At 72.0% G+C, this 13,042-nt stretch carries 18 protein-coding genes; 5 read left to right on the top strand and 13 right to left on the bottom strand.

Annotated features, from left to right (window positions below):
- Positions 1-57 precede the first annotated feature (57 nt).
- Entirely contained in the window at positions 58-918 is an 861-nt protein-coding gene (locus tag WA640_RS17580) for an alpha/beta hydrolase (RefSeq protein WP_335989257.1), read from the bottom strand.
- 12 nt (positions 919-930) lie between these two features.
- Positions 931-1,500 carry a GNAT family N-acetyltransferase gene (locus WA640_RS17585; RefSeq protein WP_335989259.1) on the bottom strand — a complete coding sequence of 190 codons (570 nt, stop codon included), beginning with the start codon at positions 1,498-1,500 and terminating at the stop codon, positions 931-933.
- A 94-nt stretch (positions 1,501-1,594) separates the two neighbouring features.
- Between WA640_RS17585 and WA640_RS17590 the strand changes: the two genes are divergently transcribed.
- The gene (locus WA640_RS17590) at positions 1,595-2,536 is read left to right on the top strand and encodes a GntR family transcriptional regulator (RefSeq protein ID WP_335989261.1); all 942 of its coding nucleotides are present in this window, start codon (positions 1,595-1,597) and stop codon (positions 2,534-2,536) included.
- Between the two features lie 35 nt (positions 2,537-2,571).
- A complete protein-coding gene (locus WA640_RS17595; RefSeq protein ID WP_335989262.1) occupies positions 2,572-3,048 on the top strand; it encodes a GNAT family N-acetyltransferase in 477 nt (158 codons plus the stop codon).
- Between the two features lies 1 nt (position 3,049).
- Here WA640_RS17595 and WA640_RS17600 read toward each other — a convergent pair whose 3' ends face one another.
- The 6 genes from WA640_RS17600 to WA640_RS17625 form a co-directional block, all read right to left on the bottom strand.
- Positions 3,050-3,505, bottom strand: a complete 456-nt coding sequence (locus WA640_RS17600) for a pyridoxamine 5'-phosphate oxidase family protein (RefSeq protein ID WP_335989264.1) — start codon at positions 3,503-3,505, stop codon at positions 3,050-3,052.
- Between the two features lie 47 nt (positions 3,506-3,552).
- Positions 3,553-3,825, bottom strand: a complete 273-nt coding sequence (locus WA640_RS17605) for a hypothetical protein (RefSeq protein WP_335989265.1) — start codon at positions 3,823-3,825, stop codon at positions 3,553-3,555.
- Positions 3,812-4,642, bottom strand: a complete 831-nt coding sequence (locus WA640_RS17610; RefSeq protein ID WP_335989267.1) for a hypothetical protein — start codon at positions 4,640-4,642, stop codon at positions 3,812-3,814. The genes WA640_RS17605 and WA640_RS17610 overlap by 14 nt, the downstream gene beginning before the upstream one ends.
- Positions 4,635-5,129 carry a WXG100-like domain-containing protein gene (locus WA640_RS17615; RefSeq protein WP_335989269.1) on the bottom strand — a complete coding sequence of 165 codons (495 nt, stop codon included), beginning with the start codon at positions 5,127-5,129 and terminating at the stop codon, positions 4,635-4,637. Before WA640_RS17615 ends, WA640_RS17610 begins: the two co-directional genes overlap by 8 nt.
- A 73-nt stretch (positions 5,130-5,202) precedes the next feature.
- Positions 5,203-5,529, bottom strand: coding sequence for a WXG100 family type VII secretion target (locus tag WA640_RS17620; protein ID WP_335989270.1), 327 nt, complete (start codon positions 5,527-5,529; stop codon positions 5,203-5,205).
- 221 nt (positions 5,530-5,750) lie between these two features.
- Positions 5,751-6,605, bottom strand: coding sequence for an oxidoreductase (locus WA640_RS17625; RefSeq protein WP_335989271.1), 855 nt, complete (start codon positions 6,603-6,605; stop codon positions 5,751-5,753).
- Between the two features lie 104 nt (positions 6,606-6,709).
- Between WA640_RS17625 and WA640_RS17630 the strand changes: the two genes are divergently transcribed.
- Positions 6,710-7,573, top strand: coding sequence for a LysR family transcriptional regulator (locus WA640_RS17630; protein ID WP_335989273.1), 864 nt, complete (start codon positions 6,710-6,712; stop codon positions 7,571-7,573).
- 116 nt (positions 7,574-7,689) lie between these two features.
- Here the strand turns inward: WA640_RS17630 and WA640_RS17635 are convergent, their stop codons facing one another.
- Positions 7,690-7,824 (bottom strand): hypothetical protein, encoded by a 135-nt coding sequence (locus WA640_RS17635; protein WP_335989274.1) that lies wholly within the window; start codon positions 7,822-7,824, stop codon positions 7,690-7,692.
- Positions 7,825-7,860: 36 nt separating this feature from the next.
- On the opposite strand from WA640_RS17635, the gene WA640_RS17640 reads away from it, so the two are divergent.
- Positions 7,861-8,802 (top strand): hypothetical protein, encoded by a 942-nt coding sequence (locus tag WA640_RS17640; protein ID WP_335989275.1) that lies wholly within the window; start codon positions 7,861-7,863, stop codon positions 8,800-8,802.
- On the opposite strand, the gene WA640_RS17645 is transcribed toward WA640_RS17640, so the two are convergent.
- Positions 8,799-9,362, bottom strand: coding sequence for a TetR/AcrR family transcriptional regulator (locus WA640_RS17645; RefSeq protein WP_335989276.1), 564 nt, complete (start codon positions 9,360-9,362; stop codon positions 8,799-8,801). The two genes, WA640_RS17640 and WA640_RS17645, sit on opposite strands and share 4 nt — an antisense overlap.
- A 96-nt stretch (positions 9,363-9,458) precedes the next feature.
- Here WA640_RS17645 and WA640_RS17650 point away from each other — a divergent pair, with 96 nt between their 5' ends.
- Positions 9,459-10,334: an SDR family NAD(P)-dependent oxidoreductase gene (locus WA640_RS17650; RefSeq protein ID WP_335989278.1), complete on the top strand. Its 876-nt coding sequence runs from the start codon at positions 9,459-9,461 to the stop codon at positions 10,332-10,334.
- Positions 10,335-10,364: 30 nt separating this feature from the next.
- Here WA640_RS17650 and WA640_RS17655 read toward each other — a convergent pair whose 3' ends face one another.
- From WA640_RS17655 to WA640_RS17665, 3 genes are read right to left on the bottom strand one after another with little or no spacing between them, the layout of a single operon-like run.
- A complete protein-coding gene (locus WA640_RS17655) occupies positions 10,365-10,823 on the bottom strand; it encodes a hypothetical protein (protein WP_335989280.1) in 459 nt (152 codons plus the stop codon).
- A 14-nt stretch (positions 10,824-10,837) separates the two neighbouring features.
- The gene (locus WA640_RS17660; protein WP_335989282.1) at positions 10,838-12,469 is read right to left on the bottom strand and encodes a protein kinase domain-containing protein; all 1,632 of its coding nucleotides are present in this window, start codon (positions 12,467-12,469) and stop codon (positions 10,838-10,840) included.
- Positions 12,466-12,912, bottom strand: a complete 447-nt coding sequence (locus WA640_RS17665; protein WP_335989284.1) for a DUF805 domain-containing protein — start codon at positions 12,910-12,912, stop codon at positions 12,466-12,468. The genes WA640_RS17660 and WA640_RS17665 overlap by 4 nt, the downstream gene beginning before the upstream one ends.
- Positions 12,913-13,042: the final 130 nt, after the last annotated feature.

The following is a 13,042-nucleotide window of genomic DNA, read 5'->3' on the forward strand; positions in this document are numbered from 1 at the left end:
GAGGGTTCCGGAACGAGGACGCCCGGGGGGCATGACCCCGGGCGTCCTCACTGCTCCTTACTCCTTTGCGCGCGAGGCGATCCCGGCGATGACCTCCACGACCTCCGGCCGCGAGAACGGCCCGACGTGCGGCAGCGGCAGCGAGTGCACCTCGGTCGGGTTGTCCGGCGTCAGCCGGTCGGCCTCGGCGATGAACCGGTCCTGGAGCGCGGGCGGGATGAGCCGGTCCTCGGTGAACCGCACGTACGTCCGCGGGATGCGCCCCCACCGGTCCGCCTCGACCCTGGTCTCCGCCATGGGGATCGCCGCGGGCTCGTCGGGCTGGAACAGGTTGAGCGCCCGCAGCAGCTCCTCGTCGCCGAACCCGCCCGCGAGGCACTCGCGGATGCCGTCCAGCAGCACCGGGTCGGCGGTCCGCCAGTTCACCCGCGCCACCCCGAGCTCGGCCGGGTCCCCGGCGACGGCCGCGGTGACCTTGGCGATGAGGCTCTCCGCGTTCTCCGGCTCCGCGAGGTACGCGGCCATGCTCGGCAGCTCGACCGGGCAGTACGCGGCCACGTAGACGAGGCGGTCGACCAGCTCGGGCACGGCGTTCCCGACCCGGCTCAACGTGACCCCGCCCTGGCTGGAGCCGACGAGCACGACCGGCCCGTTCCGGCGGGCCCGCCGCACGACCTCGACGGTGTGTTCCGCATAGTCGTCGAGCGTGAGCCCCGCGAGCGGCGACGGCTCCTTGGCAAGGGCCGCAAGGTCCTGCGGCGCCTGGTACGACCGCGGGTAGAACCCGTCGACCCCGTGCCCGGGCAGATCCACTGCGACCGTGGGGAACCCGCGCAGGGTGAGCTCGGAGGTGAGCCCGACCCAGCTGAACGACGAGACGTGCGTGCCGTGCACCAGCACGACGGTGGGATTGGACATGGATTGTGCTCCTTACGAATCGGCAGCGGCGGGTTCCCGCCGCATCGGTTGGACGGGCGGCGCGCCCTCGACCCGGACCGGCCCGCCGAGGTCGGCGAACCCGTGCCGCAGGTACAGGGACCGGCTGCCCGGTGAACTCGCCTCCAGGTACGCGGGCAGCCCGTCCCGGTCCGCGAGCGCCAGCCCGTGCCGCAGCAGCGCCGACCCGATCCCGCGGCCCTGCGACGCGGGGACCACGCCCATGACCGCGAGGTACAGGTGCGGCCGGTCGACCGGATGCCGCTCGCCGAGCGCGGCGCCCAGCGAGAACAACCGGGCGAGGGGCCCGCCGGGAGGCGCGCTGCCCGCGTCGAGCCGTTCGCCCCGGTCGAGCCGCAGCCAGAGTGCAGCGCCCTCGGCCCCGGCGACGTGGGCTTCGGCCCGCGGACGGCCGAGCAGCGACCGGTAGAACCCCTCCTGATACGCCGCCCGGCGGCCCTCGTCGGGGAACAGCCATGCGGCGAGCGGATCGGCGGCGAACGCCGAGGAGAGCACGCCGACGAGTCCGCCGGCGTCGGATGCGTACACTGTATCGATGTTCACGGAACCCAGGCTCACACGGGAAACGGTGCAATGAAAGGCACAGCTGTGGGAAAGTGTGCTAGTCCGGAGATGAATGACCTAGTACACTGGCGGGATGGAACCGCCGTACCGCCAGATCGCCGCGGAACTCCGAGCGGGCATCGCCGCGGGCGACCTGCGCCCGGGGGACCGGGTGCCGTCCGTCAGGCAGATCGCGCAGCGCTGGGGCGTCGCGACCGCGACGGCGAACCGGGTGATGGCGGTGCTGCGCGACGAGGGCCTGGTGGTCACCAAGGTCGGCGCCGGAACGGTCGTGAGCGACCGGGCGAAGCCGGTGCCCGCCAAGAGTCCCGCCCCGAAGGTGCGGCCCGCCCGCAAGGGCAGCCTGCCCCCTCCCCTCACCCTCCCCCGTATCCGCAGGCAAGCCGTCGACATCGCCGACCGCGAAGGGCTGCAAGCGGTCACGATGCGCCGCGTCGCCGCCGACCTGAACGTCGGCCCGATGTCCCTGTACCGCCACGTCGCCACCAAGGAGGACCTCCTCCTCGCGATGATCGAGGAGATCGCCGCCGAACGCCCCCTCCCCGAGCCCGCCGCCGACTGGCGCCGCGGCCTCTACGCGATCGCCCGCCTCCAATGGGACCTCTACCGCCGCCACCTCTGGGCCGCCCGCGCGGTCTCCTTCACCCGGCCCCTCCTCGTCCCGGCCCTCGCCGCCTACACCGAATGGACCCTCCGCGCCCTCGACGGCCTCGGCCTCTCGCCCCGCACCTGCGCCCGCGAAGCCCTCGCCCTCCACGCCCTCGTCAACACCGCCGCCCTCGCGCTCGCCGCCGAAGCCGACGCCGAGATCGAGACCGGCGTCTCCCTCGACCACTGGCACCGGTCCCAGCGCCCTCAGACGGACACGCTCCTGTCCGCCGAGGACTTCCCCCTCCTCGCCGCCGCGCCCCAAGACGCCTTCACCGACCTCGAAGCCCTCTTCGACTACACCCTCGCCCGCCACCTCGACGGCTTCGCCGCCCTCCTCCACGACCGCCGATATATAAATCCATAGTAGACGATCCGTCATTCTCGACCTACCCTCGAACGATGGCCCGCTTCACCGTCCGCCGCGCGGCGCTCGCCGACCTCCCCTTGATCGAAGCCGACGTCGCCGCCCTCTTCGCCGAGGACTCCGGCACCCGCGAACCCACGATCGACCAGGCCTGGCCCGCCCTCCACGCCCGCGCCTGGCTCGAATCCCAGCTCGGCGACGACCGCAACCTCCTGCTCGTCGCCGCCGCGCCCGACCACGCGGGCTACCTCGCCGGGGCGCTCCGCCCCGCTGACGCGATGCGCACCGTCCCGGTCGCGGTGCTCGTGAGCATGTACGTCCGCCCCGCCCACCGCGGCGCCGGAGCGGGCGGCGCTCTGCTCGCCGCATTCCGCGACTGGGCCCGAGCCGAAGGGGCGGAACGCCTCTCGGTCACGGCGTACACCGCCAACACCGCCGCGCTCCGCTTCTACGAACGCGAGGGCTTCCGCCCCCACGAGACCCGCCTCGAAGCGTTCCTCCCGCAGGACTGACTCACCGCGAGGCGAGGTCCACCGGGACCCGTTCGTCCTTGGGGGACAGCACGAACGCCTCGACCACCTGCGCGCGGTAGAGCCGCAGGTGCGCCGCGCCCGTGACGTCGTCCAGGCCCCAGGCGCGGCCGCCCTCGGCCTCCGCGCACCGCGAGTACACCGCGAGCCCGCGTGCGAGGTCGGCTTCGGCCGCCTCCCCCGCGACCGCTTCGACGTACACGCCTTGGCCGGTGCTGATGGGGACCGTCGAGTCGAAGACCGCGATCCCGGCCTGCGGCCGCACTGCGAGGTTCAGCGAGTGCCGCGAGCCCGGCCGCGAGACCCACCACAGCTCCTCGTACCCGTTGTGCGCGAACCACACCGGCGTCGCCCACGGCCGCCCGTCCGCACTGGCCGTCGCGAGCGTCATGTACCGGATGCCGTCGAGGATGCGCCGCCCCGTGCTGCTGTAGTCCATCACCCATTCCTAGGGCTTCAGCGCGGCGAGCGCAACCCGCCGTCCGCTCAGGCGCCCTGGAGGCGGTCGCGCTCGGCCTTGCGGCGGCGCTTCTCCTCAATGAGGGCCTCGGCCTCCGCGGCGGGCACTTCCTCGTAGTCGTAGTCGATGTGGCCGCGGTCGTAGTCCAGGAAGAACGTGGTGCGCACCCAGCCGGGCTTCGCGAAGTCGTACTCCTCGCTCCAGCCCTTCCCGCCCTCGCGGTACTTGCGCAGGAACCCCGCGGGATTGGACCTCGGCCAGCGGTGGCTCACCATCACGAAGTACCTAAGATCCTCCACCGAAACTCCCATCGAACGTCTTCAGGTCCTGCACGTTGCTCGGATGCGGCACCTCGTTGAAGATCTTCTTCTGCTCCGCGTCGAGCGCCGCCTTGCGCGGGTCGGCGTCGTCGAGGACCTTCATCTGATCGTACAGATCGTGCGTGCCCTCGTCCTTGGCCCAGAAGCTCTGGTCGGTGTGGTGCTGCACCTCGAACTGGGTGCCGGTCTCGGGATCGCGCCAGGTCGTGTTGATGCCCTGGTACTTGCCGTCCTGGTTCCACTTGAACTTGTACTGCTTCGGGTCGGGCTCGAACCCGGCGTCCTTGAGGGTCTGCTGGGCGTTCTTGACGCCGTCGGTGTACTTGTCGTCGGCGTGCCCGAGGGTGTACCTGACGGAGTCGTTGATCTCGGCGATCGCGTCGTCCGCGGTCGCGTCCGGGTTGCGCCGCTGGATCCTCGCGACCTTTTCCTTCAGCGAGTCCTCGGTCTTGAGCCGGTGGTCGCGCCCGATGAGCTTCGAGTCGTTGGCGGCGGCGATCTCGTCCATCTTGGGGGTGATCCGCGACTCGGCGTCCCGCGAACGGGCCAGGAACCGGTCCACGGCCGCGTTGTCCTCGGGGCTCAGCTTCACCTCGGGGTGCTTCGGGTGCGTCCAGCCCTTCGGGGCGTCCGGCGTCGGCGCGGTCGTCCTCGGGTCCGGCGCCGCGCTCGTGTCGCCCGGCTTCTTCTTGCGGCTCACGGCCTTCCGGAACGATTTCGGGAGCTTCGCGGCCTTGTTGATGATGGTCCCGACGGCCTTGCCCGCGCCGCTCATCTTGGAACTGGAGCTACCCATTGAGCACCGCGCTCAGCGCCCGGTCCATGAGCTGGTCGATGATGAGCCCGGTGATCTTCTTGAAGATCGGGATCTGCGCCAGCGACGCACCGAACGTGACCGCCGCGAACGCGATGGCCTGCGCGATCTGGAACGCCAGGATCGCCAGCTGCACGATCACGCTGATCTTCAGCGCCAGGATGATCCCGGCGGTGACCATCAGCCCGATGGTGATCTCGTTCGTCGGGTCGGCGACGTCGGCGATGTTCCGCAGCGCCGACTCCTCGTGCTCCCAGTCGGCTCGGAACGCGTCGATGTCGGCGCCCGAGTTCCCCTCGATGAGCGACCGCGCCGCCGCGTCCAGCGACTCGACCCGCCCGGCGACCTGGTCGGCCATGCCGGTCCACTCGCCCGCGAGGTTGAAGATCTTCTCCTCGTCCGACTCGGGCCACTCGTAGCCGAGCACCCCCAGCAGGGTGATGAGTTCGGAGGGCAGCTGCATGCCCATTTGGCGACTCCTCTCCGCATGGGGAGCAAGGGGGTTGGGGGTGGGAAGGGTCCAGGGGCCGAGGCGGAAGGGCTCAGGGTTTGAGTCCGCCGTGGATGGTCGTGAAGCTCTTGGCGACCTCGGCGTCGTTGGCCTCGTGCTCGTCGGCCATCTCGCGGAGGTCCTGCGAGTACGCTTCCAGCGCTTCGATGTTCGACGTGAAGCACTCCGTCGCGACCGCGACGCACTCCTCGTGCGCGGGTCCGGCGATCGACCCGACCATGTCCCCGCCGAACGCGTCGGCGTACTCCGCGAGCGCCGCCGTGAACTGGTCCAGCAGCGCCTGGACCTCGTCCTTCGCGGCGTCCAGTCCGTCGGCGGACCGCCGCATCCCCTCGGGATCGATCTGAAGTCCGGCCACGGTCATCTCCTCGGGGCGCGCCAGGTGAACGCTAAAGATCCCTCACCGTATCGCATTCCCGCCCGCGCCACCAGACGGCCAGTTTCCTTTAACCGCAACGACATCTACACAACGTCCTGGAAACCGGGACCGCGCTCCGCGGCCGCCTTGAACCGGCCGCGGCCGCTGCGTGACGCGCGCCGGAGCGACCCGCAGCCGCTCGGCGCCCCGCCGACCGTCCGCTAGTCGAAGTCGGTGGCGCGGGCGACCGGCTCCCACTCGCTGAACTCGGCTTGCTGCTCCTTGAGCTCGGCGCCGATCGCGTCGGCCGCGTCCGCGCCCAGGACCAGCCGGAGCGGGACGGTGTCGGCCGCGAGCGCGGCGAGGATCGCGGCCGCGGCCTTCGCGGGGTCGCCCGGCTGCTTCCCGGCCGCGTCCGGGAACGCGGACCGGAACGGGCCCACGGTCGCCTCGTACGCGTCGAGCGGCGCCGACTGGACGTGCCCGGCCCCGTTCAGGCCGGTGCGGAACGCGCCCGGTTCGACCACGAGCACGTCGATGCCGTGCGGGCGGACCTCCGCGGCGAGGGCCGCGCTCAGCCCCTCCAGGGCGTGCTTGGTCGCCGAGTACGCGCCCACGCCCGGGAACGACATGCGCCCGCCCATGCTGGAGAGCTGCACGATCGCTCCGCTTCCGTTGGCGCGCATGTGCGGCAGCACGGCCCGGACCAGGTCCGCGGGTCCGAAGAAATGCAGGTCCATGAGGGACCGCAGCTCGGCGTCGGTGGTCTCCTCGACCGCGCCGATGTGGCCGCGGCCGGCGTTGTTGACCAGGACGTCGATGCGGCCGTACCAGAGGACCGCCTCGGCGACGACCGCGCGCACGCGGGCGGGGTCGGTCACGTCCAGGGCCACGGGCACGGCCCGGCCCGGATGGGCGGCGGCGAGGTCGTCGAGGTCCTCGGGGCGGCGGGCCGTCGCGATCACGGTGTCGCCCGCGGCGAGCGCGGCCTCGGCGATCGCCCGGCCGAAGCCGGAGGAGGTGCCGGTGACCAGCCAGACGCGGCCCTCGGCGGTGCGGGTGGGTTCGGTGTCCACGGGGTTTCCTTCCGTCGGTGTGCCGGTCCTTTATCCCCCTGGGGCCCTCGGGGCGTCCAATACCGGTTTCCGACCGGGCCATAAAGGCGGCTTATGATCGCTGCATGGAGCTGCGGCAGTTGCGGTATCTGGCGGCCATCGCCGAGCACGGGAACCTCGGGAGGGCCGCGAAGGCGCTGTACGTCAGCCAGCCCGCGCTCTCCTACGCCCTCAAGGGGCTTGAGGCCGAGCTGGGGGTGCGGCTGTTCGACCGCACCCCCGCCGGCGTCGAGCAGACCGCCGCGGGCGCCGACGTCCTGGACGCCGCCGCCGCGGCCCTCGCCGCAGCCGACGAGGTGGCCGCGGCCGCCGAACGGCACCGCACGGGCGGGGTCCTGCGGGTCGGGTTCGAGGCCAGCGGCGCCGGTGAGCTGACCACGCGCGCCCGCGCCGAGTTCGCGCGCCGCCGCCCCGGGGTCCGGGTGGTGCCCAAGCGGTTCGACTGGGGCGGCGAGGCCGCGGCCCTGCGCGAGGGCGCGGTCGACGCCGCGTTCGTGTGGCTCCCGGCCGACCTGACCGGCTGCGAGAGCGTCCTCGTCCGCACCGAGCCGCGCGTGCTCGGCGTCCCCGCGGGCCACCGCCTCGCGCACCGCGACGCGGTGTCCGTCCTGGAGACGAACGCGGAGCCGCTCATGTGGACGGACAAGGCGCCGCGCGAGTGGGTCGACTGGTGGGCCGTGAACCCCCGCCCCGACGGCAGCGAGCCCCGGTGGGGCCCGAAGAACGACAACGTCGAGGAGATGCTCGAACAGGTCGCCGAGGGCGCGGCGGTGTGCTTCGCGCCCGAGTCGATGGCCGCCTACTACGCCCGCCCCGACCTCGTGTGGGTCCCGCTCGCCGACGCCGAACCGCTGCGCGTCGCCCTCGCCTGGCGGGCCGGGAACCCGCTCGCGGAGGACTTCGCCGCCGTCGTCTGCTCGCTCCTCTAAGGCACGCCACGTCGGCCGGCGGCCGTGTCGGCCGTTCCCGCGAGCTGCACGGGACCGAGCCCCGAACCTTTGAGTCGCAGGATCTCAGGGAACTGGCCGCCGGCTCCCTCACGGTGTCACGCGGCGGGCTTCGCGGAGGTGAAGCCGCTGGCGATCGCGATCCCGGCCCGCCGTGGCAGGAACCTGACGGCGGTCGCCTGGGCGGCGGTGAGCCGGCCGGAGACGATGCTGGGCGGGGCGTTCCCCCGCATCGGCCTCCGCGAAACCTGAACGGGGAGAATGTCCGCATGTCTGATGACCGCACCGACGCGCCTGCCGACCTCGCCCGATGGGGCCTCCACGCGTTCGCGCTCGGCGCCCGCAGCACCCCGCACTCGGTGGTCGCCATGGACGACAACGGCGCCCTGCTCTACCACGCCCGCAACGGAATCACCATGTCCGAGCTGCACGCCCGGGGAGTCAGCGCCTCGCAGAGCCAGCTCGCGCTGCTGCGCGCCTACGACCTGATCACCATCGACGGCGAGGTCGTCACCACCGCCTTCCCGGTGATCGGCCCCGACCTCCTCGGCGCACTCCGCCCCCGAATCCGGGCATTCGCCGACACCCTCGCACCCCGCCTCACCGGCGGCGTCAAGGCGATCACCACCGAGCTGCGCCGCCGCGGCCACACTGCACACGACTTCACCGTCGTCTTCGGCCACGCCGTCGACGGCCTCCTCTGGGACCGCCTCCGCGCACACGGCCTCGTCCCCACCACCGAACTCAGCGTCGAACGCCCTTACTGGAACGGCGCCTTCTGGGCCCTCCATCCGCCCCGCGAGAACACCGCCGGCGTCAACGAGGTCCCCGGTTCCGCCGCAACCCTGGTCATGGTCTGGACCGACGCCACCTCCAACGCCCTATGGGAATTCGCCCGCTCAGACGCCGGTCAGTCCCTGCTCTCCGACCCGCACTCCCAAGGCGCCGTCCCGGTGCTGACCGGGGAAGACGAACTCCACCACCGCAGCCTCGCCATCGCCGACACCATCGCCCGAGCACTCCAGTCCGACCCCGAAGCCCAAGCCCTCGCCGCCGCGCTCCCCGACACCGGCCGTCACGAACCCGTCCTCGTGCTCGCCCATGAACTCATCTGGGACCTCATGACCGCCCTCATCAAGACCGGCCACCTCCACCCCCAGCCGGGCCCCCGAACCCTCACCGACCACCTGCTCCTCCGCGTGCCCCGCTAACGCGATTTGAGATAGCCGAGCAGATCTTCGACCAGGTCTCCGGGCTCGACGGCGCCCTTGCGCTCCCCGGCGAGGTGCCCCGCGAGCGCGAGGTCGGCGGCCCCGTGCGCGAGCGCGCGGATCAACGCCGCCAACCGAACCGCATCCCCCGCCGGAAGCTCCCCGTCGCGCTGCGCGGCGGCGACGAGGTCGACGAAGGCGGCGTTGGCCGCAGTCGCGGCCTCGGCGAGCTCATCGGATTCGATGCTCCAGCGCCCGAACACGAGTTTGAACCGCGCCGGGTACCGCAGCGCCCAAGCCGCGTAGTCGACGAGCACGGTCCGCAGGGCGTCCCCGGGTCGCTGCCCCTCGGCCGCCCGCTCCATCGCCGTGCGCAGTCCTTGCAGCTCGCGCGCGGCGACCGCCGCCAGGAGCGCCTCCTTGCCCGCGAAGTGCTTGTAGGGCGCGTTATGGGACACGCCGGCACCGTGCCCGACCTGCCGCAGTGTCACCGCGTCGGTCCCGCCCTCGTCGAGCAGTCGGGCGGCCACATCGATCAGCGCCTCGCGGGTGCGGTTCACCGAACCTCCTCAGGTTGACAACGTCAACCATCCGATCTAGGTTGACATTGTCAACCTAACATGCGGTGCCGCCGCGAACGGAAAGGACCGAATCCCATGTCCGACACCATGAACGCCGTGGTCACCGGCGCCACCTCCGGCATCGGCGAAGCGATCGCCCGCAATCTCGCCGCCGCAGGAATGCGGGTCGTCCTCGTCGGTCGCAGCACGCGCCGCCTCGACGAGGCGGGCGCCCGCATCCGCGCGGCCGTCCCCGATGCCGATCTGCTTGCAGAGCAGGCGGATCTCGCGCTGCTCGGCGAGGTGCGCGCCCTCGCCGGCCGCCTCGCCGAGGCGGCGCCCGACATCGTGGTCAGCAACGCCGCAGTGGTCGCCGACCCCGACGACCGGACGCCCGAAGGCCATCAGCGCACGCTCGCGGTCAACCACCTCGCGCCCTACGTCCTCCTGCGCTCGCTGATCGAACCGATCGGGGACCGCCCCGCGCGCTTCGTGATCGTCGGCGCCTCCCCGCGCGCCTTGGCCCCCATGCCGGTCGACCTCGACGACCTCGAATGCCGCGACGTCCGCGCTCTGGGCCGCCTGCCCAGCCTCCGACCTGCCACCGCCTACGCCCGCACCAAGAACATGAACGCCATGCTCGTCTACGCGCTCGCCCGAAGGCTCAAGCACACCCGCATCACCGTCAACGGCGCGCACCCGGGCATCATCCGCGGCACCCGCCTCGGCGAAGGCACCATGCGCGGCGCCCTCCGCGCGTTCGCCGCAGCCTCGGCCCTGGTCTCCCCCGGCGGCCCCGACGTCGGCGCCGACACCCCCACCTGGCTCGCAACCGATCCGGCACTGGCATCGACCACCGGACGCTTCTACGTCAAACGCACACCCGCCCCCACCGCGCCCCACACCACCGACCCCGAACGCTGCGACCGCCTCTGGGAACGGACCGCACGGCTGACAGGCATGCCGGAGTGAGACCGAGCGTCCTCCTTGCACGACATTCGCTCACCGCCCGACGTCGTCGCACGCGATGGCGTAGTCGTCCAGGGCGGCGACGAGCGCGAGCGACTCGGCGGTACCGGGGTAGTACAGGTCCTGGTTGTCGACGGCGTGGAGGAGCAGGTCGGCGACGTCCCGGGCGGTGAGTGCGAGTGCTTCGTCCACGGTGGTCTCTGCGTGGGCGTCCCATTCCGCGGCGAGCGCGGCGAGGTCGGCGGGGTCCTGTTCGGCGACGGTGCTGAACGCGGTCAGCTCGGCGATGCGGCCGCCGCAGCCGTCGTAGGGCGGCAGGCCGTCGCCGCTGAGGGTCGTCTCGATGCCGGAGGGGGTCTCCGGCGGCGGTGACGGGGCCGCGCTCGTTCCGGTCGGTTCGGGGCCGGCGTCCGCGGCGTCCTCGGCGCCGCACGCGGTCGCGAAGGACAACGCGAGCGCCGCGAGGGCCAGGCGAACAGTATTGCGGCGCAAGGAGGCTCCTTCGGTCAGCAGGCCGCGAGCGGCCCGGTGTCGTTCGGGCGGTCGGGGTCGACGAGGGTCCAGATGAACGGCACGTAGCCGGTCTCCCCGAGGTAGTCGAGGGCGATGAGCAGGTTCGAGTCGTCCTTGCCCGGGTGGAGGTCGAGGTCGTGCTCCGCGGAACGAGGGCTGAAGACCTCATCGCCCTCTGCGTAGCAGTACAGGTAGAACGAGTCGCCGGGCCCGGTGGCACCGATCGTGTCGGTCACGTCGGGTCCGGAGTAGACGGAGATGTCGCCGCAGCTCTCCACGGTTTCAGGGCAGTCCATCTCGATCTGCCCGAGCACCCATGTGGTCGACACGAAGTCCATCAGCGGCGCCTGGTCGGAGCCTTCGATGTCGAGGGTGAACACGTAGGCCGTGCTGGCCCGCAGGCCTTCCGCGGTGATCTCGTTGCAGTCGCCGCGTACCTCGATGTCGGTCTCGTCGACCGTGAGCACGCATTGGAAGGCGCCCGCCGGGGCGCTGGTGTAGACCGTGAATGACGAGTGCGACACGTCGACGAGGCTGATCTCGATGTCCTCCAAGGGAGTCGGCGCCGCGGACTCCGACCCGGACTCGGAGACGGCGGCGGACGGTTCGGCGGCCTCGTCCCGGTCCGCACTCGCCGCGACCGCCAGGACGATGCCGACCCCGCCGAGCACCATCACCAGTGTGACCACCAGGGCCGTGAGCACCGGGTACAGCTCGGGCCGCCGCCCCGGCGGGCGGACCAGCCGCACCGGTTCGATCGGTCGCGGCGGCGTGAACGGCGCGGACCGGTCCGGCGCGAACGGCGAGTTCGGTTCCGCCGCAGGCACGAACACCGTTCGCTCGGGGTCCTCCGCGGCCGCGGACGACCCAGGCCGCAGCGCCTCGGCGAAGGCCCGGCAGGACTCAGGCCGGTCGGCCGGATCGCGCGCGAGCGCCCGCGCCAGCAGCGACTCCAGCCACGCGGGCACGTCTTCCCGCGGCAGCGGCGGTGGCACCGCACCGCCGACCACCTTGGCGCGGTGGACCTCCGGGTCGGTCCCGCCCTCGGGTTCGGCGAACGGCGCGAACCCCGCGAGCAGGTGCCACATCGAGGCGGCGAGGCTGTACAGGTCGCTGGCGGCCGTCTGCGGCGCCCGCAGCAGCGCCTCGGGCGCGCGGGCGATCCCGAAGTCCGCCAGCGCGGGCCCGTACCGGCCGCGGAGGACGTTCTGCGGCTTCACGTCCCGGTGGAGGATCCCCGCATCATGCGCAGCCTGGAGCGCACCGGCGACGGCCACACCGAGTTCCACCACCTCCTCGACCGGCAGCGGCCCGCGTTCCTTGAGGATCGCCCCGTACGAGCCGCCCCCGCAGTACTCCATGACGATGCAGGGGCGCCCGTCGGAGGTCGCCCCGGTATCGATGAGCGAGACGATGTGCGGGTGGTCGGAGAGCAGGACCGTGGTCTCCAGCTCCTTCGCCACCGACTCGGCGGTCGTCATGTCGCCGTCGACCAGCAGCACCTTGATCGCCACGGTCCGGTCAAGGCGCTCCTGCACCGCCCGGTAGACGACGGCGCTCGACCCGCGGGCGACCATCTGCAGGTCGCGGTAGCCGGGCACGACCGGCGCGTGGTCGGCGGTCACCGGTGCGGGTGGTGGCCGGGCGGGACCGGATAGGGGAACGGGTAGTACGCGGGCACGTGTTTCGGGCTGGGGCCGTAGCGGTTCGGGTGCGGCTGGCCGTCGAGCATCGCGAAGATCAGCAGAACAATGCCTGCGTACGGGACCAGGCTGAGGAGCATCCACCAGGCGGAGTGGCCCCGGTCGTGCAGTCGGCGGACCATGATCGCGAGGGACGGGACGATGATCCCAAGCTCGTAGACGACCAGCGGGGCGAACGCGACGACCGCCAGGACCGGGGAGTCGATGCGGCCCAGCAGAATATCCAGCCCCGCGATCGCAGCGACGAACGCCCACAAGGCAATCCCGATGATGTAGTTGCAGAGCGCGAACATCCAGAACTCTCTGCGACGGGCGCGCCCCGAGAACACCGCGTACTTGCGCAGCGCCCCTATGTACCAGCTCAAAACCCCTCCTTCGGCGAATGTGAAACCGGAAGCCTAGGGAGGCGCGCTTGCCGTTCGCTTGTCGCGGATCGCCGTGGTCGGGCCGGTCGGGGCCGGGTATGTTGGCCCTTCGCCGACCCCGACCGTACGG

This window comes from Glycomyces sp. MUSA5-2 (assembly GCF_037034145.1).
GTDB classification, from domain to species: Bacteria; Actinomycetota; Actinomycetes; order Mycobacteriales; family Micromonosporaceae; genus Glycomyces; species Glycomyces artemisiae.

Excerpts from the sequence above, each read along its gene's own strand:
- WA640_RS17615 (WP_335989269.1), bottom strand. The coding sequence starts at position 5,129 with ATGGGCATGCAGCTGCCCTCCGAACTCATCACCCTGCTGGGGGTGCTC.
- WA640_RS17590 (WP_335989261.1), top strand. The coding sequence starts at position 1,595 with ATGGAACCGCCGTACCGCCAGATCGCCGCGGAACTCCGAGCGGGCATC.
- WA640_RS17650 (WP_335989278.1), top strand. The coding sequence starts at position 9,459 with ATGTCCGACACCATGAACGCCGTGGTCACCGGCGCCACCTCCGGCATC.
- WA640_RS17635 (WP_335989274.1), bottom strand. The coding sequence starts at position 7,824 with ATGCGGGGGAACGCCCCGCCCAGCATCGTCTCCGGCCGGCTCACCGCC.
- WA640_RS17610 (WP_335989267.1), bottom strand. The coding sequence starts at position 4,642 with ATGGGTAGCTCCAGTTCCAAGATGAGCGGCGCGGGCAAGGCCGTCGGG.
- WA640_RS17640 (WP_335989275.1), top strand. The coding sequence starts at position 7,861 with ATGTCTGATGACCGCACCGACGCGCCTGCCGACCTCGCCCGATGGGGC.
- WA640_RS17580 (WP_335989257.1), bottom strand. The coding sequence starts at position 918 with ATGTCCAATCCCACCGTCGTGCTGGTGCACGGCACGCACGTCTCGTCG.
- WA640_RS17600 (WP_335989264.1), bottom strand. The coding sequence starts at position 3,505 with ATGGACTACAGCAGCACGGGGCGGCGCATCCTCGACGGCATCCGGTAC.
- WA640_RS17630 (WP_335989273.1), top strand. The coding sequence starts at position 6,710 with ATGGAGCTGCGGCAGTTGCGGTATCTGGCGGCCATCGCCGAGCACGGG.
- WA640_RS17595 (WP_335989262.1), top strand. The coding sequence starts at position 2,572 with ATGGCCCGCTTCACCGTCCGCCGCGCGGCGCTCGCCGACCTCCCCTTG.